The sequence below is a fragment of the Hymenobacter sp. BRD128 genome, from assembly GCF_013256625.1.
In the GTDB taxonomy this organism is placed as follows: domain Bacteria; phylum Bacteroidota; class Bacteroidia; order Cytophagales; family Hymenobacteraceae; genus Hymenobacter.
Genome location: NZ_CP053908.1, coordinates 622,229 through 644,837, shown reverse-complemented (window position 1 = coordinate 644,837; position 22,609 = coordinate 622,229). Strand labels below are relative to the sequence as shown.

Annotated in this window: 18 protein-coding genes; 14 read left to right on the top strand and 4 right to left on the bottom strand. The window is 63.5% G+C overall.

Annotation, left to right across the window (positions count from 1 at the left end; all coding sequences use genetic code 11):
- Window positions 1–466: 466 nt before the first annotated feature.
- The 4 genes from GKZ68_RS02950 to GKZ68_RS02935 all read left to right on the top strand — a co-directional run bounded on the left by GKZ68_RS02950 (window position 467) and on the right by GKZ68_RS02935 (window position 5,460).
- The gene (locus tag GKZ68_RS02950; protein ID WP_173110573.1) at window positions 467–2,968 is read left to right on the top strand and encodes an outer membrane beta-barrel protein; all 2,502 of its coding nucleotides are present in this window, start codon (window positions 467–469) and stop codon (window positions 2,966–2,968) included.
- A 118-nt stretch (window positions 2,969–3,086) separates the two neighbouring features.
- Window positions 3,087–3,260 (top strand): hypothetical protein, encoded by a 174-nt coding sequence (locus GKZ68_RS02945; protein ID WP_173110572.1) that lies wholly within the window; start codon window positions 3,087–3,089, stop codon window positions 3,258–3,260.
- A 71-nt stretch (window positions 3,261–3,331) separates the two neighbouring features.
- Window positions 3,332–3,907, top strand: coding sequence for a hypothetical protein (locus tag GKZ68_RS02940; RefSeq protein ID WP_173110570.1), 576 nt, complete (start codon window positions 3,332–3,334; stop codon window positions 3,905–3,907).
- Window positions 3,908–4,125: 218 nt separating this feature from the next.
- Entirely contained in the window at window positions 4,126–5,460 is a 1,335-nt protein-coding gene (locus GKZ68_RS02935; protein WP_173110568.1) for a serine hydrolase, read from the top strand.
- Window positions 5,461–5,468: 8 nt separating this feature from the next.
- Here the strand turns inward: GKZ68_RS02935 and GKZ68_RS02930 are convergent, their stop codons facing one another.
- Together GKZ68_RS02930 and GKZ68_RS02925 are read right to left on the bottom strand one after the other, a co-directional pair.
- Window positions 5,469–6,347, bottom strand: a complete 879-nt coding sequence (locus tag GKZ68_RS02930) for a transporter (RefSeq protein WP_173110566.1) — start codon at window positions 6,345–6,347, stop codon at window positions 5,469–5,471.
- A 176-nt stretch (window positions 6,348–6,523) separates the two neighbouring features.
- Window positions 6,524–7,741: an aminopeptidase gene (locus GKZ68_RS02925; RefSeq protein WP_173110564.1), complete on the bottom strand. Its 1,218-nt coding sequence runs from the start codon at window positions 7,739–7,741 to the stop codon at window positions 6,524–6,526.
- A 432-nt stretch (window positions 7,742–8,173) separates the two neighbouring features.
- On the opposite strand from GKZ68_RS02925, the gene hisS reads away from it, so the two are divergent.
- The 8 genes from hisS to GKZ68_RS02885 all read left to right on the top strand — a co-directional run bounded on the left by hisS (window position 8,174) and on the right by GKZ68_RS02885 (window position 18,297).
- Window positions 8,174–9,622 (top strand): histidine--tRNA ligase, encoded by a 1,449-nt coding sequence (gene hisS / locus GKZ68_RS02920; protein ID WP_173110562.1) that lies wholly within the window; start codon window positions 8,174–8,176, stop codon window positions 9,620–9,622.
- Between the two features lie 156 nt (window positions 9,623–9,778).
- Window positions 9,779–10,906 carry a TlpA disulfide reductase family protein gene (locus GKZ68_RS02915; protein ID WP_173110560.1) on the top strand — a complete coding sequence of 376 codons (1,128 nt, stop codon included), beginning with the start codon at window positions 9,779–9,781 and terminating at the stop codon, window positions 10,904–10,906.
- Between the two features lie 147 nt (window positions 10,907–11,053).
- A complete protein-coding gene (hutH, locus tag GKZ68_RS02910) occupies window positions 11,054–12,550 on the top strand; it encodes a histidine ammonia-lyase (protein WP_173110558.1) in 1,497 nt (498 codons plus the stop codon).
- Window positions 12,551–12,569: 19 nt separating this feature from the next.
- Window positions 12,570–14,570 (top strand): gliding motility-associated C-terminal domain-containing protein, encoded by a 2,001-nt coding sequence (locus tag GKZ68_RS02905; RefSeq protein ID WP_173110556.1) that lies wholly within the window; start codon window positions 12,570–12,572, stop codon window positions 14,568–14,570.
- Window positions 14,571–14,638: 68 nt separating this feature from the next.
- On the top strand, window positions 14,639–16,360 hold the full coding sequence (locus GKZ68_RS02900; RefSeq protein WP_173110554.1) for a hypothetical protein: 1,722 nt from the start codon (window positions 14,639–14,641) through the stop codon (window positions 16,358–16,360).
- 127 nt (window positions 16,361–16,487) lie between these two features.
- Complete coding sequence (locus GKZ68_RS02895; RefSeq protein WP_173110552.1) at window positions 16,488–16,694, top strand: PID-CTERM protein-sorting domain-containing protein; 207 nt, start codon at window positions 16,488–16,490, stop codon at window positions 16,692–16,694.
- 210 nt (window positions 16,695–16,904) lie between these two features.
- Entirely contained in the window at window positions 16,905–17,243 is a 339-nt protein-coding gene (locus tag GKZ68_RS02890) for a YbaB/EbfC family nucleoid-associated protein (RefSeq protein WP_173110550.1), read from the top strand.
- A complete protein-coding gene (locus tag GKZ68_RS02885) occupies window positions 17,233–18,297 on the top strand; it encodes a glycosyltransferase family 2 protein (RefSeq protein ID WP_367949199.1) in 1,065 nt (354 codons plus the stop codon). The genes GKZ68_RS02890 and GKZ68_RS02885 overlap by 11 nt, the downstream gene beginning before the upstream one ends.
- A gap of 69 nt (window positions 18,298–18,366) precedes the next feature.
- On the opposite strand, the gene GKZ68_RS02880 is transcribed toward GKZ68_RS02885, so the two are convergent.
- The gene (locus GKZ68_RS02880) at window positions 18,367–18,585 is read right to left on the bottom strand and encodes a PspC family transcriptional regulator (RefSeq protein ID WP_151087800.1); all 219 of its coding nucleotides are present in this window, start codon (window positions 18,583–18,585) and stop codon (window positions 18,367–18,369) included.
- Between the two features lie 144 nt (window positions 18,586–18,729).
- Between GKZ68_RS02880 and GKZ68_RS02875 the strand changes: the two genes are divergently transcribed.
- A complete protein-coding gene (locus GKZ68_RS02875) occupies window positions 18,730–20,544 on the top strand; it encodes a tetratricopeptide repeat protein (RefSeq protein WP_173110548.1) in 1,815 nt (604 codons plus the stop codon).
- 412 nt (window positions 20,545–20,956) lie between these two features.
- Window positions 20,957–21,940, top strand: coding sequence for a pyruvate dehydrogenase complex E1 component subunit beta (locus GKZ68_RS02870; RefSeq protein WP_173110546.1), 984 nt, complete (start codon window positions 20,957–20,959; stop codon window positions 21,938–21,940).
- A gap of 136 nt (window positions 21,941–22,076) precedes the next feature.
- On the opposite strand, the gene GKZ68_RS02865 is transcribed toward GKZ68_RS02870, so the two are convergent.
- Entirely contained in the window at window positions 22,077–22,535 is a 459-nt protein-coding gene (locus GKZ68_RS02865; protein WP_173110544.1) for a phasin family protein, read from the bottom strand.
- Window positions 22,536–22,609: the final 74 nt, after the last annotated feature.

Here is a 22,609-nt window from a genome sequence, read left to right as displayed (position 1 = left end):
TTTTCAGGGTCCTCTCCGTAACGTTTGCCCCAAACCACGGTACTAGGTCTGGCTAGCCGCAAAATTCTCGGTGTGCGGGCAGCGCGCTAAAAAAATATTTTCCTTAAAAGAGGCCTCCTAACCCCAAAATGCAGGTAACAGAAAATTTAACACAACCAGTACTATGCGAAACAAAGTACTTGTCGTAAGTTTGTTCTACCAAAAGCCTAGTACCCTATCACTACCCACTTCCTGGTCGCGCCTAGCTGCGGCCACCCGCGGGTAGCCCCTAGCCGCCAACCGGGCGGCTGGTTCGCGCCGGATGCTTCTGCCGGCCGCTTCTCCCGACTAGCCCACTAGTCAGCCCACTCTCTTTCGCCTCCGTGCACCTGCACCGGGCCCAGCTTTTTCTCTCCCACCGGAGCCGCGGCCGGCCGGGAACGGAATCGCCATGCCCACGCCGAACCCTTTTCTTCTTCTTCGCGCCATGAACTTCTCGCTGACAATCAATTCGTTCTTCTTCCTAGCCACGCTAGGCCTGCCGCTGAGCCTAGCCGCCCAAAGGGCCCCGGCGGCCAGCCGCGCCACCGTCAGCGGCACCGCCGTGGATGGCGGCGCCAAGGCCGAGCCGCTGCCCTTCGCTACGGTGCTGCTGCGCCACGCCGAGGCCGGCGATACCAGCCTGGTAGCCAGCGGCCAAACGGCCCTCGACGGCACCTTTGCCCTGCCGCAGGTGCTGGCCGGCGCCTACCGCCTGCGGGTGCTGGCCATGGGCTACCAGAGCCTGGCCCAGGCCGTGCGGGTGGCGCCCGGCCAGCCCAGCGTGGCGCTGGGGCTGCTAAAGCTGCGGTCGGCTAGCCAGCAGCTGGGCGAGGTGACGGTAACCGGCCAGAAAGCCGTGGTGCAGCAGGAGCTGGGCAAGACGGTCATCAACGTGGAGAAGGACCTGAGCAGCGTGGGCGGCACGGCCGTGAACGTGCTCGAAAACGTGCCCGCCGTGGCCGTAGATGCCACCGGCACGGTGAGTTTGCGCGGCTCCAGCAACCTGACCATCCTCATCGACGGCAAGCCGGCCGGCACCAGCAACGGTGGCCCCGGCCCGCGCCTCGACCAGATTCCGGCCTCGCAGATTGCGCAGGTGGAGGTGATGACCAACCCCTCGGCCAAGTACGATGCCAGCGGGGCGGGCGTCATCAACATCATTACGAAGAAGGATAAGAAAGAGGGCTGGAACGGCCAGGCCGCCCTGGTAGTCGGCAATGGTGCTAAATATTCGCCCAGCCTGAGTTTGAGCCGCCACGTGGGCAAGGCCACCTGGAACCTGGGCTACGACGGCCGCGACCAGCTTTACCGCACCCGCTCGAATAGCCAGCAGACGGCCCTGCTCACCGATGGCGCCACCACCAGCAGCCTCTACACCACCCAAGACGGCACCGGCACCCAGCACAACCGCAACCACAGCCTGAACCTGGGCCTGAACTATGACCTGACCAAAGAGCAAAGCCTGAGCCTGAGCGTGCAGCCCCACTGGGAGCACCAGAGCGAGCTTGACAACCAGACCCTGACCCAGCAAACGGTGGGCTCGCCCACCGTGACCACGCAGTACGGCCAGCAGATTGCCGATGTGAAGGTGACCGTGCTGGAGTCGTCGGCCGACTACCGCCACACCTGGGAGGCCCACAAAGGCCGCGAGCTGACCGCCAATGCCGGCATGGTAAAAATCGACGCCAACATCCCGGTGAGCCAGCTGCTGACCGGTGGCACGGCCCCGGCCGGCTTCAAGCAGCAGCAGCAGGTAAATGCCCAGATTTACTTCGGGCAGGTAGACTACACGCTGCCCAGCGCCGATGGCAAGGGCAAGCTGGAAGTGGGCCTGAAAAACCAGGTGCTGCGCAACACCGGCCGCACGGCCATGCTCAAGCCGACTTCGACTGACCCGAGCGCCGAGTTTCAGCTTGACCCCACCAATTCGTTTGCCTACAATTTCACGCAGGTGATGCCGGCGGCCTACGCCACCTACCAGCGCACGCTAGCCCACGGCTGGAGCGCCCAGGGCGGCCTGCGCAGCGAAGGCACGTTTATCAACGGCGGCGTGGCTAGCGGCACAGCTTCGGTCAACCGGCAGTACGTCAGCCTTTTCCCCTCGGCCACGGTGGCCCGCGAGCTGGGCAAGGAGTCCGGCCAGAGCCGCCTGCAATTCAGCTACGCCCGGCGCCTCAACCGGCCCGACTTTATGCAGCAGCTGCCCATTCAGCTCTACCAAGACCCGCGCAACTACCGCCAGGGCAACGCCGGCCTGCTCCCCGAGTTCAGCCACAACCTCGAAGTGGGCCACCAGCTGAACCTGGCCAACGGCGCCAGCATCACGAACACGGTCTTCGCCCGCTTCACCCAGAATGCCATCCAGCGCATCCGCACCATCGACAGCGTCGCCACCCGCGAGAACAACGTGGGCGTAGTAACCCGCGAAACCTACGCCAACGTGGGCACTACTAACAGCTTCGGCCTCGAAACCACCTGGGCCCAGCCCCTGGCCAAGTGGTGGCGCGTATCGGCCACCGGCTCGGTGTACTACGCCCAGATTGCCGCCAACGCCCTCAACACCGCCAACCGCGCCGCCCTGGCCGGCACCGCCCGGCTAGCCAACAACTTCACGCCCCGCAAGGGCCTCGATGTGCAGCTCACGGGCAGCATCCGCTCCACGGTGCTCACGGCCCAGGGCCGGCAGCTGGCCACCGGCGGCCTCGACCTGGCCCTGCGCCAGCGCCTGTTCAGCGAGCGCGCCGCCCTCACGCTGCGGGTGTCGGACCTGCTCAACACCCAGGTGCGCCGCACCGAAATCGCCACCCCCGAGCTGCAAACCGCGCTCTACAACAAGTTTGAGACTCGCGTGGCCTGGCTAGGCTTCACCTGGTACATCGGCGCCACCAAGGCCAAGCCCGACCGCATCGACGCGGCCCCGAGCAGCGGCGGCGGCTTCGGCGGCTAGGGTCTTCACTTCATCCTCAATCGGGAATACTTGCTACTGAGCCTCCAATACGGGGCTCACCGGCTCGCTGCTGCCTCATTTTTCTCTTTCCAACATCCGCCATTTTTCTTTCTGAGTCATGAAAATCACCGCCCTTTTGCTCGCCTCCGCGCTGCTGCTGCCCGCTGCCGGCGCCTTTGCCCAATCCGTTGCTTTCGCCGCGCCCGAGGCCGATTTGCACGAACTGATAGGCTGCTATCCCGCCGCCAAGGCCAGCGCCCCGGCCGGGGCACCGTCACTTACTTCGGGGTAGAAACCTCGTACAACACCCAGCACGCGCAGTTTGCCCGGCTGCGGCAGGTATTCGAGGCTAGCCGGCCCACCGTGGTGCTGTTTGAGAAGCCCGACCTGGGCATCGATAGCAGCGAAGCGATTACCATCACCCGGCTGGGCGAGTCGGGCTACGTGCGCTACCTGGCCCAGCAGCACGGCGCCAAAGCCGAGCGCCTCGACGACCCGGTGGCCGAGTACGAATACCTGCGCACCCGCACCGACGCCACCCAGCTCAAGCTCTACTACCTGCTGCGCACCTGCCAGCAGTTTCGCCAGCACACTGGCGCCTCGAAAGCGCTGACGGTGAAGGCCATGCAGCAGCTCATTGCCAACAGCGCCTTCTTCCTGCCCGGCACCGAGCGCGTCATTCAGAATATGGCCGAGCTCACGGCCGCCTACCGCCAGCACTGCCCCAGCGGCGGCCAGTGGTGGCAGCAATCCCCAAGCACCCAGCCCGCCGCCTTTATGCAGCACCTCGATGAGGACCTGCGCGCCTTCCGCGCCCAGCGCCTGGCCCAGCAGGTAGCCGCGCACACCCAGGCCGGCGAGCGCGTGCTGGTGGTGCTGGCCCCCAGCCACCTGCCCGCCCCGGCCACCTACGCCGTGCGCGGGCCGGCCAGCCGCTAGCCCCGGCGCCGTGGGTGCCACCCGCCCCGGCCCTCCCGCTTGAAACGCAGCATCTGGCTGCTGCCCGCTGCCTGGCGCGAAGACTTATAGGGCAGTGGGTGGCGGCTGGGTGTTGCGTTTTTGGCTGGTAAAAAGCCCGCGTATTGTTCGGCCGGTATTTGTAATGTACTTGCGGCCTGGTCGATATACTCGTCGTTCTTGCCCCTCTTTTCCTTGCTATGATGCACCGCCCTACCCTAGCCCTGGCTTCGCTGCTGAGTCTCGGCTACCTGGCCGCCCCGGCCCAAACCCTCAATACTATTAAGCTCGACAGCCTGCTCGATGGGCTGGCTAGCCACAACAAGCTGATGGGCAGCCTCGCCCTCTCGCACGACGGCCAGGTGGTGTATAGCCACGCCTTCGGCGCCGCGCAGCTCGCGCCGCTGGTGGCCGCCACCCCGGCCACGCACTACCGCATCGGCTCCATTAGCAAGGTGTTCACGGGAGTGCTCATTTTTCAGCTGATTGAGGAGAAAAAGCTGACGCTGGACACCAAGCTAGCCACCTTTTTTCCGCAGGTACCCAATGCCGACCGCATCACCATCGACCAGCTGCTGAGCCACCGCAGCGGCATCCACAATTTCACCGATGACCCGGCCTACATCAGCTACATGACCCGGCCCCAGACCCAGGCCGAACTGCTGGCCATTATGGCGCAGCCCAAGCCCGATTTTGAGCCCGGCGCGAAGTATGCCTACAGCAACTCCAACTTTGTGCTGCTGGGCTACATCGTGGAGAAACTGACCAAAATACCCTACGCCCAGGCCCTGCAAAAGCATATTCTGACCAAAGCCGGCCTCAAAAACACTTATTACGGCGGCAAGATTGACCCCCAAAAGCAGCAAGCCTTGTCTTACGGACCAAGCGGCAGCGGCTGGAAACTGAGCCCCGAAACCGACATGAGCATCCCGGCCGGCGCGGGCGCGCTGGTTTCGACGCCCACCGACCTCGACCACTTTCTGGAGGCGCTGTTTGGCGGCAAACTGCTTTCTGCCAGCAGCCTGGTAGCCATGCAGAACATCCGCGACGGCTACGGCCGGGCCCTGATGCAGGTCCCGTTTGGCGCGAAGAAGGGCTACGGGCACACCGGGGGCATCGACGCGTTTCGCTCGGCCGCGTTTTATTTCCCGGGCGATAAGCTGGCGGTGGCGCTGTGCACTAACGGCGGCTCGTACTCGCCCAATGAAGTGCTCATCGGCGCGCTCAGCCTCTACTTTGGCCAGCCCTACAAGCTGCCAGATTTCACGCCCAGCACTTATGCCCTCACCCCCGCCGACCTCGACCGCTACGCCGGCACCTACGCTAGCCCCACTATGCCGCTCAAAATCATGGTGAGCCGCGACGGCGCTACGCTGCGGGCGCAGGCCACCGGCCAGAACGCATTTCCGCTGGAGCCGGTGAGCGCGGGCATCTTCAAGTTTGACCCGGCCGGCATCCGCATGGAGTTTGACCCGGCCAAGCCTGCGTTCACGCTCCGGCAGGGCGGCGGCACGTTTTTATTTACGAAGGAGTAGGCCAGCGGCTAGCGCCGAAAACTGATGCCCAGAAAGTATTCTCTATCCACGGAGTGCGTGATGGGCAGGTGGGTGCCAAAGTCGAGCTGCACGTTGTCGCTGATGTCAATTTGCGGCCCCAGGTTGATGGAGCTGCGCCAGGTGCTTTGCCGGGTGTCCCAGTAGCCCACCAGCTCCACGAAGGCCTGGATTACTTTCGTAAACTGGTAGTCGGTTGTGAGGGTAGGCGTGAGCTGGTAGAAATGCTGGTTAACCTCAGGGTCGTAGTAAAAATTGCTGGCTACCTGCCCGCCCACGCTCCATTTTTGGGTGCACTGAAACACGCCGGTGAGGGTGAGGCCGGGCTCGTAGCCGCCATCACCTACTGCGCCGCCGGTGGGCAGCTGCACGTAGCCCACCAGGCCCAGCGCGCCCCGGCTGTCGTCGTCGCCGAGCAGCGTGTGCTTGAGGCGCAGCGTCACGTCGCCCACGCCCCGGATGAGCTGGTTCTGGTTGAACGGCACCTGCCCCACCTGGCTATCGTCGAAGTTGTGCGAGTAGGTAAACATATCGAGTGCCACCTGAAAATCGGTGCGGTCGGTGAGGCCGATTTTAGCCAGAAAATGGTTCACGTACCAGTCGTGGCCGTGGGTATCGCCCTCCCGGCGCGTGAGCAGGCGCAGCACGTCGGTTTCGTACTGAAAATGCCCCGCATCGACCGAATACGGGCTTTCGGTGATGCCAGGGCGGTCGGGCACCATGGGCCGCATGAGGCGGCGGGGCGTGGGGTTGAAGATATTGTACTGCTCCTTATGGCGCAGGGTATCGTTGAGCAGCTTGGTATTTTGGGCGGCGGCCGGGCCGGCCAGGCCTAGCACCAGCAGCAGGCAGGTATAAAAAGGACGCATTGGAAATGACTGAGGTAAGCGGCACCCCGCATACGTAGCGCTGGCGCGGCCGGCTGCCCCTCCACGACACCTAGCGTGCTGCGCGAGTTTTTCGCTGGCTAGCCCCGCCAACAACAAGGCCAGTCAACGAAGCATTGACTGGCCTTGTTAGCGGAAGACAAGCCGAGCAACAGCGTCTATTTCCGGCTTTTTCGGGGCGCCGCCGCTGCGCTGGCGGCGGCCGGGTCGACGAGCTGGCCGTTGCGCAGCAGCACCTTGCCATCTACCTCCACGGTAGCATTGGCGATGGGGAAGCCATAGCCGCCCGGCATCGTGTTCTGGCCGCCCAGCAGGCCGTTGTTGCCCGTTCGCACATACACCATGCCGGCCGCCGTGGTGGGGCTGAAGGCCTTGTCAGCCTGCGCCTTCATAAGTGGGTTCAGCCCGATAGAGAAATTGCTGATTTGCATTGCCGACGGGCCGTAGGGGGCTAGCTGCTGCTGAAAAGCATCGGCGCCGGCGTCGGCCCGCACGTTGGTGAGCTGGCCGCCTTGCAGGTCGGCCTTGAAGCCGGTCAGTGGCTTGCCATCCGTGATGTAGTCGTTGGCGATGGCCAGGCGGCCCGTGGCCGACGTTTCCTGGCAAGTGCCATAGACGCGCCCGCCGGGCAGGGCCGCCGTGCGGTCATACACGCGCGGGGACTGCTGGTCGGCGGCCGATACCACGCCATCGTCCGTAAATACGGGCCGCCCGCCGAGGCTAAGGGTCAGGTCGGTGCCGGCCGGCGAAGTAATGTGCATTTTATGGCCCGTGGCCAGCACCTGCTTCAGGCGCTCGGCCTGCCCGGCAATGGCCGTGTAGTCGGCCCCGATGCTGCTCCACATCATCTGCTCGTAGCCAGGGTAGTCGAGCTGATGCGCCGCCGCAAAGCTTTTACTCGGGTAGCTCACAAATACGCCCCGTATCTTGCTGGCGTCTAGCTTATTGTTAATTCCGGATGCGGTGGCCACCTGGGCAAACTTGGCCTGGCGGGCCGGGCTCACGCCCGCCATTACTGCGCGGCTGTCTTCATACGCCGGCAGGGTAATGAGCACGTCCGACTGCAGAAGCCAATTATTGGATTTATCGGCCTGAATAGCCGTTTCGGGCGTGTCCATCAGCTCGGCGTGCGCTGCCTTGTCAGTAGTAAGCAGCATGTTGGCCTGCCCGCCGGCGCGGGCTACTTCCACGGCCACGGCTTCCATGAGCGGCAGCGTGTACTGGCCCCCCGTAATCACCACTACGTCGCCCGGCTTCACGCCCGCCGACGTAGTGACAATCTGCGTGGCAATCTGCTCGTAGTTCTGCCCGAAAGCCGGCTTGGTTAACGAAAGCAGGCCTAGCCCACAACTCATTAGCAAACAAATTGTTGTCATGCTGGTGTGGGGGTTAGGTGAAAAATCAGCGTTGGGTAAAAAGGTCGACCAGCCCGAATGCCGGGCCTGAGGCAACAAAGCAGCAAGTGACCAGCGGGCGCTAGGCAAAGCCAGCGAAGCAGCGTGACCGAGCTTGCGTGATAATCCTGGCGACTAACGTGTCGCTTCAGCAGCCGTGCGCCTCACTGAGGCGCATCGTGGCGTCGTTGCGAAGGCAAATAACGGGGCGGCTCCAATGCCAGGCGAGCGTAGAAATACGCGTTCTTCAAACCCGGTACTTCTACTTATCTGACTCATTTTCAACGCGTATTCGACACCCCCACTGGCCAGAGCCGCCCAGCCGCCCACCGCCCATGCCTACCCTAGCCGGGCAGCCCTGGCCAGCGGGCGGGCTAGCCGGTTGCCGGGGCCCAAACCTACCTTTGCGCCGTAATGGAAAAACCCAGCATTCCGCAAGGCACCCGCGATTTTGGCCCGGCCCAGGTGGCCCGCCGCCAGCACATTTTCAACGTCATCCGGCGCACATTCGAGACGTTTGGCTACGCCCCGCTCGAAACGCCGACCCTCGAAAACCTGTCGGTGCTCACCGGCAAGTACGGCGACGAAGGCGACCAACTGCTATTTAAAGTCTTGAACTCCGGCAACTTCCTGGTGAAGGAGCGCCGGGGCGAAATCACGCCCCTCGTGACGGCCGAAGACCTCGAAGCCGGCCATAAAGCCGTGCTGCCCAAAATCGCCGAAAAGGGCCTGCGCTACGACCTCACCGTGCCCTTTGCCCGCTACGTGGCCATGAACCGCGGCACGCTCACTTTCCCCTTCAAGCGCTACCAGATGCAACCCGTGTGGCGCGCCGACCGCCCGCAGCGCGGCCGCTACCGCGAGTTTTACCAGTGCGACGCCGACGTGGTGGGCACCGACTCGCTGCTCTGCGAGGCCGAGATTGTGCTGATGATGGCGCAGGTGCTCAACGGGTTAGGCCTCGATGATTTTACCATCAAAATCAACCACCGGGGCGTGCTGCGCAATATTTACCAGGCGCTGGGGGGCGAGGGCAAAGAAACCGACTTATTCGTGGCCATCGATAAGCTCGACAAAATCGGGCGCGATGGCGTGAGCAAGGAACTGCTGGAAAAAGGCTTTTCGGCGCCCACCATCGACACGCTGTTTGCCTTGCTGGGAGTCGAGGGCGACTACGCCGAAAAGCTGGAGCGCCTCATGGTGGGTTTCGTGACGGCCGGCGTGGAGCCCGATGGCCTGCGCCCCACCGCCGACAGCGAAGACGACGACGATGCCGCCTTCTACCGGGGCCTCAACGAGCTGGCCGAGGTGCGCGACCTGCTGCAAGCCAGTGGCTTCCGGCAGTTCGACCGCCTGGAGTTTGACCCCACCCTAGCCCGGGGCCTGAGCTACTACACGGGCTGCATTTTCGAGGTAAAAATCAACAACGTGGCGATGGGCAGCGTGAGCGGCGGCGGTCGCTACGACAACCTCACCGGCTCGTTTGGCCTGCCGGGCGTGAGCGGCGTGGGCTTCTCGTTTGGCGTGGACCGCCTCTACGACTGCCTCGAAACACTGAACCTCTTTACCGAAACCGGCGAAACGCCCACCCGCGTGCTGCTCACCCACTTCTCGGCCGAAGCGGGCCGGGCGGCCCTGCCGCTGCTGGCCGAGCTGCGCGCCGCCGGCATCCCGGCCGAGCTCTACCCCGATGCGGGCAAGCTGCCAAAGCAGTTCAAGTACGCCGATGCCAAGGGCATTCCGCTGGTGCTGGTGCTGGGCCCCGAGGAGCTAGCGGCGGGCGTGGCGAAGATTAAAATCATGAAAACCGGCGAGGAAAAAACGCTGGCGCTGAGCGAAGTAGTGGCTAACCTGACGGTGTAAACTGCCGCAGGCCCTGCGAAATGGACTCGGGACCGGAAATCACCGTAAAAAGATAGGGCTAGCTAACTATTGCGCTGTTGCGGCAATAGCTGGCTAGCCCTATCTTTAGCGCTAAGTATTTCGGGGCTAGCCCTCTGTCCTTTTCCCACCTCAGTTATGAAAAACTACCTCGCCAGCCTGCTCCTGCTGGCCCCCGGCCTGGCCCTGGCCCAAACGCCCGCGCCCGCCGCTTACCCCTACGTGCTGAAAGGGCAGCTTGGCCGCTTCAACGCCCCAGCCAAGGTGTACTTGGTCGACGGGATGACGCCCATCGACTCGGCCACGCTGCGGCGGGGGCGATTTGAGCTGAAGGGCAGCACGCCCTATCCGCACTCGGCCACGCTGGTGCTGGAGCGCCAGGGCCGGCTGCAATCGGGCATGCGCGAAATGAAGATGGGTGGTAAGATGCGCAAGTATTATTTCGAGTCGCCCGACCGCCTCCGCCTGTTCCTGGAGCCGGAGGTGGTGGTAGTAATGAGCGCTGATTCTGTGCACAAAGCCCGCGTAGCTGGCGCACCGCTCAATGCTGACTGGCAGCGCCTGGATGAGTATACGAAACCTATCAGCGCGAAAATGAAAACGGTTAAGTCGCAGGAGCAATTTAATGCCATAGGCAAGGAATTTGCGCAAGCTTATTACGCTTTCATCAAAGCTCATCCTACGTCCTGGGTTAGCTTGGAGGCGTTGCAATATGCCTCGCAGATGGGCGGGCCGCCCCAGTACGCCGACGTGGCGCCGCTCTACGCCGCCCTCACGCCGGCCCAGCAGGCTAGCCCGCCCGGCAAATTTTACGGGGAGATGCTGGCGGGCCTTAAAAATTCGGCTTTGGGGACGTCGGCGCCGGCCTTCACCCAATCAACGCCCGAGGGCAAGCCGGTATCGCTGGCCGACTACCGGGGCAAGTACGTGCTAATCGATTTCTGGGCGAGCTGGTGCACCCCCTGCCGCGCCGAAAATCCCAACGTGCTCAAGGCCTACGAGGCGTTTAAAGGGCGTAATTTTGAAGTGTTGGGCGTGTCGCTGGATGACGAAAGAACCCGCGCCGCGTGGGTAAAAGCCATTGCCGACGACCACATGCCCTGGACGCAGGTGTCGGACCTGCGTGGTGGTGACAATGCCGTGGCTCAGCAGTACGGCGTGAAGTCTATTCCGCAGAATTTTCTCATTGACCCCAGCGGCAAAATCGTGGCCAGCAACCTGCGCGGCGAAGAACTACTAACCACGCTGGCCCGGCTTCTGAAGTAGCAGCGCCAGGTAACCCATAAAACGTAGCGCTACTACTCATTCCCCGGCCCAGGCAGTCATTGCCTGCGCCGGGGATTATTGCGTAAGGCCGAGCACCAGGCCGCCGCAGGGACGACCTTTGCGGCCCCGCGTTGTTATTTCGCCGCCATGCCCCACCTTTCCCCTACGCAGCCGCTCACCTTGGCTAGCCTGGCCGCCTTGCTCCGCAGCCCTGAGGCCGTGCGCCTCAGCCCCGAAGCCGAGCAGCGCATCAGTGCCGGCCACAGCTATTTGCGGCAGCGCCTTGAGCCGGCGGCTAGCCCCGATGCCGTCAGCAACCACGATTTTTTTGCCCGCCTGCCCGATACCGGCCTGCCACCCGCCGAGCAGGCGCAGTGGCAGGCCAATTTGCTGATGTCGCACGCGGCGGGCACCTGCCCCGAGGTGCCCACGGCACTGGTGCGCCGCATGCTGCTGCTCAAGGCCCACAGCCTCAGTCAGGGGCGCAACGGCGTGGCGCTGCCCACCGTGCGCCGTCTGCTCGACTTTTATAACCGCGACGTGTGGCCGGTGGTGTATGAACAAGGCTCGCTGGGAGCCTACGGCGACCAAGCCCCGCTAGCCCACCTGTGCCTGCCGCTGCTGGGCCTGGGCGAGGTCAATTACCAGGGCTACCGCCTGGCCGCCGCCGACGTGCTGGGCCTCTTCGGCTGGGAGGCGCTGCCGCTGCAAGCCCAGGAAGGCCTGGCGCTGCTGGGCGGCAACCAGTTTATGCTGGCCTACACCACCGAGGCGCTGGAGCGGGCCAGTGGCCTGCTCCGCGCCGCCGATGTCATTGCGGCCCTGTCGGGCGACGTGTTTGGTGCCTCGGCCGAGCCGCTGCACGAGGCCCTGCACCGGGTGCGGATGCACGCGGGCCCCATAACGGTGGCAGCCCGGCTGCGCCAGGTGCAGCACGGCTCGGAGCTGCCCGCGCAGAGCTGGGCACAGGCCGTGCGACCCGAGCACGACCCGCAGGCGTTCCGGTGCGTGCCGCAGGTGCACGGGGCTAGCCGCGACGCGCTGGCCTACGTGAGCCAGGTGGTCGAAACCGAATGCAATGCCGTGACGGGCCAGGCGCTGATTTTTCCGGAAGAAAACCTGCTGCTGCACGGCGGCAGCCTGCCCGGCCAGCCCCTACCCCTGGTGCTCGACCACCTGGCGATGGCCGTGGCGGGGCTGGGCAGCCTCTCGGAGCGGCGCACGGCGCACCTGGTGGCCGGCCAGCGCCAGCTGCCGCCTTACCTTGCCGCCGACCCGGCCCTCAATTTCGGCCTGCTCTCGCTGCCGCACTCGGCGGCCAGCCTCGTGAGCCAGAACAAGCAGCTCTGCTCGCCGTCGTCGGTCACGGAAAGCGGGCAGGGCGAGCACGGCCCGCTCAGCACCGGCGCCACGGCCGCCGCCGAAGCCCGCCGCGTAGTCGAAAACGTGGAGCAAATTTTGGGCATCGAGCTGCTGGCCGCCGCCCAGGCCCTCGACTTTCGGCGGCCCGCCCGCAGCAGCTCGGCCCTGGAAACCGTGGTGGCCGCCTTCCGCGAGGTGGTTACCTTCGTGCCGCACGACCGCGTACTGGCCCCCGACCTGCACCGGGCCGCCCGCTTCGTGCGCGAGTACGATTGGGCCTGATAACGTCGTTGCCGTGGGTATGAAACCGTTTTTTCTTGCGGCGCTGCTGGGCTGGCTGCTTTTGCCGGGGCTAGCCGGGCGCGCGGCGGCGCAGTGCACCATCAATACGCCACCCTGCGCCACGCCGTTTGTGGCCATCGACGTGGCTACCGGCCAGGAAGTGCAAGCTTTTTGCGTGGGCCGGGCGGTGCGCTTCGACCTGGGCTGCGGCCGCTCGGTGGCACCTAGCCTGTTGTACTACAATGCTCTGACTGGTACTAATACCACGCCTCCCAGCTGTGATTTTACCCCCGGTAAGCTGGCCAATAATACGTTTACGCCCACGGCGGCCGGGGCCGTTACCATTTCGGAGCTGGCCAACCCGAGCGTGGCGGGCGGCACCGGCACCGTGTACGTGCGCAATTTTCAAGTGTATGGCACGCCCGCGCCCAAAATCACGGTGCAAGCCTGCGCCCGCAACTCGGCTAGCCTAACCATTACGACCAGCGGCTACGACAGCTACTTCGCGCAGGTCGATAATGGTCCCCAAATCGGACCACTCACGCCGGGCACAGTCAGCTTGCCGGCGGCGGCCGGCAGCACCATCACCGTGACGGGCCGCTACACGACGAACACCCTGTGCAGCGGCCAAGCCTCGGCCGTAGTGCCCACGCTGGTGGCACAGCAGCCTCGCATACCTACGCTTACCGTGCGCGGGCCGCTTATTGGCCCCATCGATTTTACATTCAGCGGCCTGCGCTTTAGCAATACCACCACTGAGCTGATAAACGACCTGCAGGTGGCTGACCCGGCTACCCCTACGCGGTTTCGGTCGGTTGTAGCTTTTAGTGCTCCTACCACTTACTCGCAAAGTGGGCCCCAAGGCTTGTATCGGCTGGCTAATTACGACCCTTGCGGTCTCGACTCGACCTTCTCGGAGCCCGTGCCCGCCATCAACCTTACGGGCGCTTCGGCCAATAACGCAAACACCGTGACGTGGCTGGCCTTCGGCCCCGTGGCGAGCTATGTGCTCCTGCGCAACGGCACCCCCCTAGCCACGCTGCCAGCCGGCACCAGCCGCTACGTCGATGCCGCCGTGACCTGCGGCGCCCCCTACACCTACCGCCTGCAAGCCACCACCGTGGGCGGCAGCACAGCGCTCTCCAACGAAGTAACCGTGCAAACCACTTCGACGCTAGCCCCGCCCGCGCCGTTACTCAATGCCAGCTTCGACCTGCAAAACCACCTCACCCTCACGGCCACGCAGGCCAGCGGGGCGGCCCTGCCAGCGGGCGGGCAGTTGCGCTATAACCGCCAGGGCGGGCCGGGCGCGCTCGACTTTGCGGCCGTGCCCACCGCCACCGACACCCTGCGCGACCCGGCCCCCCTGGCCGCGCTGCTGGCCGCCCCGCCCTGCTACACCGTGCGCCTGCAAGATGTGTGCGGTAATACCTCGGCCGCTAGCCCGGCTACCTGCCCGGTGCTGCTGGCCGTGGCCGCCGCCGACCCCGAAGGCCTCACGGCCCGGCTGAGCTGGTCGGCTTTTCAGGGGCCGGGTAGCCCGGCGGCGGGCGTGCGCTACCGCGTGCTCACCCTGGCGCCCGATGGCACGGTGCTGGCTACCTCGGCTGCCACCACGGGCCTCACCTACCTCGATGCCAACCCGCCCACCGACCGCCAGGTGCTGCGCTACCGCGTCGAGGCGAGTGGCAGCGGGCTGCCGGCCGGCACGGTCAGCTACTCTAACGTGGCTAGCCTGGCGCGGCAGCCGCGCCTGGTGGTGCCCAACGCCTTCACGCCCAACGGCGATGGCCTGAACGACGTGCTGGAGCTGAAAGGCCGCTACCTAAGCGGCTTTACTTTCGTAGTAGTGGACCGCAACGGGCAGGAGGTTTTTCGGGCCACCGACCGCGGCCAGACCTGGGACGGCACCATCCGAGGCCACGCCCCGGTAAACGGGGCCTACGTGTGGCGCTTCGCCCAGCGCGACGAAACCGGCCAGGACTTTAGCCAGACCGGCACGGTCACGATTTTGAAATAACTTTTTACTTCATCACCTGTCATTGCCAACACCGCGAAGCACTGACCAACTCTATTTCTTTCTTCCCCATGCCCGACACCGCATTCTCCGCCACCTACCACCTGGGCCAGTACCAACCGGCCGTAGAGACTGAAATCAACACCCTTAACAGCCAAGATTTTACCAACCGCTTCTGGCACAAGGATGCTACCCTCTGGACCCAGAACGCCGAGGCTCAGCAGAGCGTCCGCAGCTTTATGGGCTGGCTCGATACGCCCGCGGTAATGACCGAGCGCGTGGCCGAAATCAAGCACTTTGTGCACGACGTGCGGGCCGCTGGCTTTCAGCACATCGTGATAATGGGCATGGGCGGCAGCACCATGGCCCCGATTGTGTTCCAGCGCTCGTTTCACCAGGGCCAGGGCGACTTGCCGCTCTCTATTCTTGATACCACCGACCCCGGCACCGTGGCCGAGCTGGAAGCCGAGCTGCCGCTCAAGCACACGCTGTTTATCGTGGCCAGCAAGTCGGGCACCACGGCCGAGCCGCTAGCCTTCGGCGATTATTTCTACGATAAAGTAAAGGCTATCAAGGGCGATAAGGCAGGCGAGAATTTTGTGGCCATCACCGACCCCGGCTCCAAGTTTGTGGACCAGGCCACTAAGGAGGGCTACCGCAAAATCTTCCTTAACTTTGCCGAGGTAGGCGGCCGCTTTTCAGCTCTTACCTACTTTGGCCTCGTGCCGGCGGCCCTCTTCGGCATCAACATCAGCGCCATGCTGCACGGCGCGGTGGAAATGATGCACGCCTGCGGCGCGCAGGGCCCGGTGGCCGACAACCCCGGCCTGCAGCTGGGCGCCGCCATCGGCGTGCTGGCCAAGCAGGGCCGCGACAAGCTCACCCTCATCACCCCCGATAGCCTCAGCAGCCTGGGCCTGTGGCTGGAGCAATTGCTGGCCGAAAGCACGGGCAAAGAAGGCAAAGGCATTTTGCCGGTGGCCGGCGAGCCGCTGGGCCGCCCCGACGAGTACGGCCCCGACCGCGTGTTTGTGTACGTGGGCTACGAGGATTTCAAAGACCAGGCTAGCCTCGACAAGCTGACGGCGCTGGAGCAGGCTGGCCACCCGGTCATCATCATTCGCCTGAATGAGCCGATGGATTTGGGCCGCGAGTTCTACCGCTGGGAAATCGGCGTGGCCGTATCGGGCATTGTGCTCGGTATCAACCCCTTCGACCAGCCCAACGTGCAGGCTGCCAAAACGGCCACCGACCAGCTGATGAAGGAAGTGACCGAGAAGGGCCAGCTGCCCAGCCCCGGCCAGCCCGCCGCCAGCCAGGATGGCATCAGCTATTACGCCGACGTAGCCGGCCAGGATGCGGCCGGCGTGCTGCTGGCCTTTTTCGAGCAGGCGCAGCCCGGCAACTTTATGACGCTGCAAGCCTACCTGCACGAAACGGAGGCCGTGAATAAGGAGCTGGCCGAGTTCCGCCAGCTGGTGCAGGACAAGCTGCGCATCGCTACCACCTCGGGCTACGGCCCGCGGTTCCTGCACTCGACCGGCCAATACCACAAGGGTGGCCCCAACAACGGGTTGTTTGTGCAGTTCACCGCCGACCACCCGCACGACCTGCCGCTGCCCGGCCGCACCTACACTTTCGGCACGTTTGAGAACGCCCAGGCCCAGGGCGACTTGCAGGCGCTGCGCGACAACGGTCGCCGGGCCCTGCACATTCACCTCGGCCCCCAGCCCGAACAGGCGCTGCCAACTGTGCTCACGGCCCTGAAAGCGGCGCTGGCCCACCTGGGCTAGACTCGGCAGTAAGACAACGGCGCCCTGAGCGCGAGCGTACACAGCCTCCCGGCCGAAAGGGAAATAATTTTTCCTTCCAGCCGGGAGGCTGTTTTGTTTCTTTTCCACTTAATTTTCCGTCAAGCTCATGCACCCTACTACCCTTATTCGTCAGCTTTCGGTGGCCTTCGGGTTGCTGCTCATGGCGGGCGCGAGTCAGCAAGTATTAGCCCAGAATTCGGGCGGCCCCACCCCGCAAACCCCCACCGCCGTGCCCCTCGACGGCGGGGCCTCGCTGCTACTGGCCGGCAGTGTGGCCTACGGCCTGCGCAAGCTGCGGCAGCGCCGCAAGTAGCCTGATAGCCTCCCGCGCAGCACCGCCCAAGCCCATGCGAGTTAAAAAACGCGGGGCTAGCCTCACGTCAACCACCGGGGCTGCCGGGCAGGTTTGAACTAAATTTACCGCGTTGGGTTGCCCTAGCGGTCGCCAGCCACCAGCTGGCAGCCGCCCGTAAGCGACAATCCTCCACCTTTTCCGGCTAGCCGGAAGCAAGATTTTACGACTATGGCATTCGATATGATGGGCATGATGGGCAAGGTGAAAGAGCTGCAAGACAAGATGCAGCAGGCCCAGGCGCAGCTTCAGCACCTCACGGCTACCGGCGAGGCCGGCGGCGGGCTGGTAAAAGCCACCGCCAACGGCCACCGCACCCTCACCAAGCTTGAAATCGACCCCTCGCTGCTCACGCCCGAGGACCGCGAAATGCTGCCCGACCTCGTGGTAGCCGCCGTCAATAAAGCCCTGGAGGCCGCCGCCGAGCTGGCCAAAAACGAGCTGCAGCGCCAAACCAGCGGCCTGATGCCCAACATCCCCGGCTTCGACCTGAGCAATTTTGGCGGCTAGCGGTACCGATACCTGCGCCGATGTCGCCATTGTAATTCTTAATTACAATGGCGAACATTTTTTGCGGCAGTTCCTGCCCGGCGTGCTGGCCCACGCGGCCGGGGCTAGGGTCATAGTGGCCGATAATGCCTCTACCGACGACTCGGTGCCGTGGCTGCGCCACGAGCTTGCGCAGGTCGAGCTGCTGCTTTTTGAGGAGAATCTAGGTTTTTGCGGTGGCTACAACCAGGCCCTGGTCGAAATACGGGCCACCTCCCCGGTGCCGCCGCGCTATTACGTGCTACTCAATTCTGACGTGGCCGTGCAGCCGGGCTGGCTGCCGCCGCTGCGGCAGCTGCTCGCAGCAAACCCGCGTATTGCCGCTGCCCAGCCCAAGCTGCTGGCCCACGCCGACCCTACCCTGTTTGAGTACGCCGGCGCCGGCGGCGGCTACCTCGACTGGCTAGGGTATCCGTTTTGCCGGGGCCGGCTCTTCGATACCCTGGAGCCCGACCAGGGGCAGTACGACGACCCGCGGGCCGTGGCCTGGGCTAGCGGGGCCTGCCTGCTGGTGCGCGCCGAGGTGTGGCACCAGCTGCAAGGCCTGGAGCCCGCTTTTTTTGCCCACATGGAGGAAATCGACTTCTGCTGGCGCGCCCAGAATGCGGGCCACGAAGTGTGGTACGCGGGCGGCACTAGCGTGGTGCACCACGTGGGCGGCGGCACCCTGCCCAAATCCAGCCCCCGCAAGACGTATCTTAACTTTCGCAACGGCCTGGCCCTGCTGTATAAAAACGCGGCCCCTGGCGAGCTGGCACCCGCATTTGTGCTGCGGCTGCTGCTCGACTGGGTAGCCGGCCTACGCTTCGTGCTGGCCCGCAACTGGCCCGAAGCCCAGGCCGTGGGCCGGGCGCACTGGCACTTCTTTCGTGAATTTGGCTACTGGCGGCAGCGGCGCCGGCTAGCCCGGCCGCACCTGCGGGTGCGCGAGCGGGCCGGCACCTACGCGAGTAGCGTGGTGTGGGCGTACTTCGTTGGGGGCCAGAAGCGCTTTTCGGAATTAAGTAAAAATTAAAAATCGACCGCCAAAGACGCCTAACGGGCATCTTATGGTCAATTTTTAGTCCATCATTTTAAATTCCAATCAAAGGTCCCAGACCGTGCTGCGCTGCTGGCGCCAGGCGCGGCGAATGTTCATCCAGAACACCCCGGCGAAATACAGCACGATGGGCGAGCCAAACGTGAAAAACGAAGCGTAGACGAACGACAGCCGGATGCTACGCGTACTAAAGCCCCAGCGCTGCCCCAGCGCCGAGCACAGCCCGAAGGACTGCGATTCGATAAAGTCGGTGAGGCGGTGCATAGAAGAAGTTTTAAGCGGCGTGGTGCAACTTTGCCGGGCTAAGATACAACCCAACCAGCGGCAAACGTTAAGGCTACTCTTACGTTAAGGCGCGGGCCGGGTTACGGCCCGGCTACCGTTGGCCGCCGACAATTTTCCTTTGATTTGCGTTTATACTCAATAAGTAAGCTCCGCCTGCCGGGCCTGCTGCTGGCCGGGCTACTCTCGGGCTGCGCCACGCTGCCCAAGATGCTGCAAGACGCCGAAACCGGCCGCCGCGTGACCGTGGAGCCCGCGCCGCTCACGGCCGTGGGTGAGTCGGTACCCTTCGAGGCCACCGCCAAAGTGGCGGCCAAGCACCTACACAAAGGCGCCGTGTACGAGGTGCTGCTCACCTATAAATACGACCACGACCTGCGCCTCGACACCGTGGGCCGTATTTCCTTCGCCCAGGGCGAGTTTACTTACGACGACTCCGTGAAAGGCCGGCTGGTGAGCCGCCGCCGCTTCACCATTCCGAACACGGCGCGCCGCTCGCCGGGCCAGCTCCTGGCCCGCGGCCAGGTGCGCGAGATAAAGCCCCACGGCAAGTCCTTGACGGCCAAAACGGAGGCGCTGGTAGCGCGCGGCATCGCGGACCCCGCCCGCCGGGTTATCATCGAAGACACGCTGCTAGCCCTGCTGCCCGAGCACATCAGCAACGTGACGAGCGGCACCCGCATTCTGCCCCTGTATTTCGACCAGGGCCAGTGGTTTATCCGCTCCAGCCTGGGCACCAATATCGCCGCGCTCGAAGACCTCATCGACCAGAACCAGCACACCCAGCGGGTGCTTATCGCGGCCGGTCACTCGCCCGATTCGCTCGATGCCCACCAGCCCGCTCTGGCCAGCAAGCGCGTCAAAATGCTGCTCTACTACTACAAGCAGCGGGTGAAAGGATTTTCGTATCTCAATAAGGTCGAAGATATCGCCTTCGACACCCTGGCTTACCGCAACAGCTGGGAGCTGCTGCTCAACCAGGTGCAGCACTCGGTGCTGAAACCCGCGCAACAGGACTCGGTAGTGAGCATTATCAACGACACCCACGGCTCGTTTGCCCAGAAGGAAAAGGCGCTGCATAAGCTCACGTACTTCGACTACCTCGAAGACTACATCTACCCGGTGCTGCGCTGGGGCACGGTGGCCGTGACCTACACCGCGCCGCCGCGCTACGACTCGGAGGTTTATATTCTGAGCAAAAAAATCCTCGAAAAAGAGGCCGATATCGACGCCCTCACGCCCGAGGAGCTGCGCTACTCGGCCCAGCTCACGCCCTTGCTGGCCGAGAAGCAGCGCATTTATGAGCTAGCCGCGGCCAGCACGGCGCGTTGGGAGGCATTTTATAACCTGGGCACCGTGCTGGCCCTGCGGGCCGAAAAGGAGCCGAGCCTGAAGGTGCAGCAGAATTTCTACCACCGCGCGGCTGTCAACTTCACCCTGGCGGCCCACCGCCACCCCACGGCCGAGCTGTTTTACCGCGCCGCCTCGGCCCACCACCACGCCCAGGAGCGCCTGGAAGCCTTGCAAGACTACGACTATGCCATCAAGCTGGGCGGCTCGCGCGACATGCTGCGCAAGGTGTTTGCCGATAAGGCGGCGCTCGAAATTCAGGTGGGCCAGCCCGAGCAGGCGCTCACCAGCCTCAAGCTGGCCGGCCCCAGCTACCAGAACTACATGAACCAGGCGCTGCTGCTGGTGCAGCGCGGCGCCTACGATGCGGCCGCCGCCCAGTACCGGCTAGCCCTCGACCTGCGCCCCCAGGCCGCCGACCCGCACTACGGCCTGGCGGCGGCCGCCGCCCGCCGCCACGACGAAGCTACCCTAGCCACCGAGCTGCACCAGGCCGTGCGCCTCAACCACGACCTCGCCACCCAGGCCACCGAAGACCTGGAATTTCAAGACTATGTGCAGGGCAAGGCCTTTCGGGAGGCGCTGAAGTAATAATGGGAAGGCTTATTCACAATGAGAAGGAAACCATAGACCTGTTTTGCCAAGCAGCGGCTACACATGCTACAGCTACCGAGACAGGCAGCTATCAAATTGGCAATAAGGCGCATAAACTCATCACCACCGCGCTAAAGTGGCTGGAAGCAAACCAAAAAGCATAACTTCTTCATCCACTGCTAGCTTCGCTCGACGTTGGCACCCGGCTCTGGGCCGCTACCTATTTATTGCTGCACCATGTCCCGGCCGCTGAGGCATCGTTACAACGGGATGCTGACCGGCGTGATATTCATGGCTTGACTGCTGAAACAACCTTGAGCGAATGGCGTGCTGGCCGGCTAGAATCGCTTTGGTAGCATGGGCATACCCGCGCCCATGCCTTAACTTTACCCCGTAAATTATCTAACAGATGCGTACTATTCAATTCCGCGAGGCCCTGCGTGAGGCCATGAGCGAAGAAATGCGCCGCGACCCGTCGGTATTCCTGATGGGCGAGGAAGTGGCCGAGTACAACGGCGCCTACAAAGTGAGCCAGGGCATGCTCGACGAGTTTGGGCCGGAGCGCGTGATTGATACGCCGATTGCCGAGCTGGGCTTTGCCGGCATCGGCGTGGGTGCGGCGGCCAACGGCCTCAAGCCGATTATCGAGTTTATGACCTTCAACTTCTCGTTGGTGGCTATCGACCAAGTAATTAACTCGGCCGCTAAGCTCTACTCGATGTCGGGCGGGCAGTACTCCTGCCCCATCGTATTCCGCGGGCCCACCGGCAACGCCGGCATGCTCAGCAGCCAGCACTCGCAAAACTTTGAGAACTGGTACGCCAACTGCCCCGGCCTGAAAGTGGTAGTGCCCTCGAACCCCTACGACGCCAAGGGCCTGATGAAGGCCGCTATCCGCGACCCCGACCCCGTGATTTTCATGGAGTCGGAACTGATGTACGGCGACAAGGGCGAGGTGCCCGAAGAAGAGTACATCCTCGAAATCGGCAAGGCTAACATCGTGCGCGAAGGCGCCGACGTGACGCTGGTGAGCTTCGGCAAAATGATGAAGCTGCTCTACACCGCCGCCGACGAGCTAGCCAAGGAAGGCATCTCGGCCGAGGTGATTGACCTGCGCTCGGTGCGCCCCATCGATTACGACACGCTCATCAACTCGGTGAAGAAAACCAACCGCCTGGTGGTTATCGAGGAGGCCTGGCCGCTGGCTAGCATCTCGGGCGAGCTGGCCTACATGGTGCAGCGCCGCGCCTTCGACTACCTCGACGCGCCGGTGGTTCGCATTACCTGCGCCGACGTGCCGCTGCCCTACGCCCCGACCCTCATCGAAGCCTCGCTACCCAACGTGGCCCGCATTCTGAAGGCCGTGAAGGAAGTGACCTACGCCAGGGCGTAGTTTTCGGCTAGCCCCGGATTTACCTACCAGGCCTCGCAACGTGCTGTTGCGAGGCCTGTTGTTTTCTTAATTGTATCAAACAGAACGTCCTGCTTCGGCAAGCTCAGCAGGACGTTCTGTATTTTTCAAATTTTAACTACTTGGTATCGAGCGCCTGGCCGCTGTCATCGGCCGACTGCACGGCGGCTTTCTTGGGCGCGCCGGCTTTGGCGGCGGCTGAATGCTGGGCTCGGGCGGCGGCGGCGCTCACTTTGTCGGCGGCTTTTTTTACGGTGCCGGCGGCCTGGGCGGTAGTGCTGGTAGCGGGCTTTTTGGCAGCAGGCTTAGCGGCGGGCTTGGCCTTGGCAGGCGCGGCTTTTTCGTCTTTGAGGCCCACGCGGCTCTTCAGGTCTTCGGTAAGGCCCTTGAATTGCTTTTCGAGGTCAGCACGCTTGGCTTCGCCGCTTTTCAGCAGGTCGTCCATTATTTTCTTGCCCTCCTGCTCGGAGATTTTGCTTTCTTTCACCAGTTTCTCAATGGCGGTTTGCACGGCTTTGTTGCCCTGCGACAAGAAGCCCACGCCGGTGTTGATAAATTTCTTAAACAGGTCGTCCATGAATGAAAAAAGTAAAAGGTGAAGAGATTGAAAACGAATTGCTTGGCAGGCAAATGTAGCAGGCGTGGCTACTG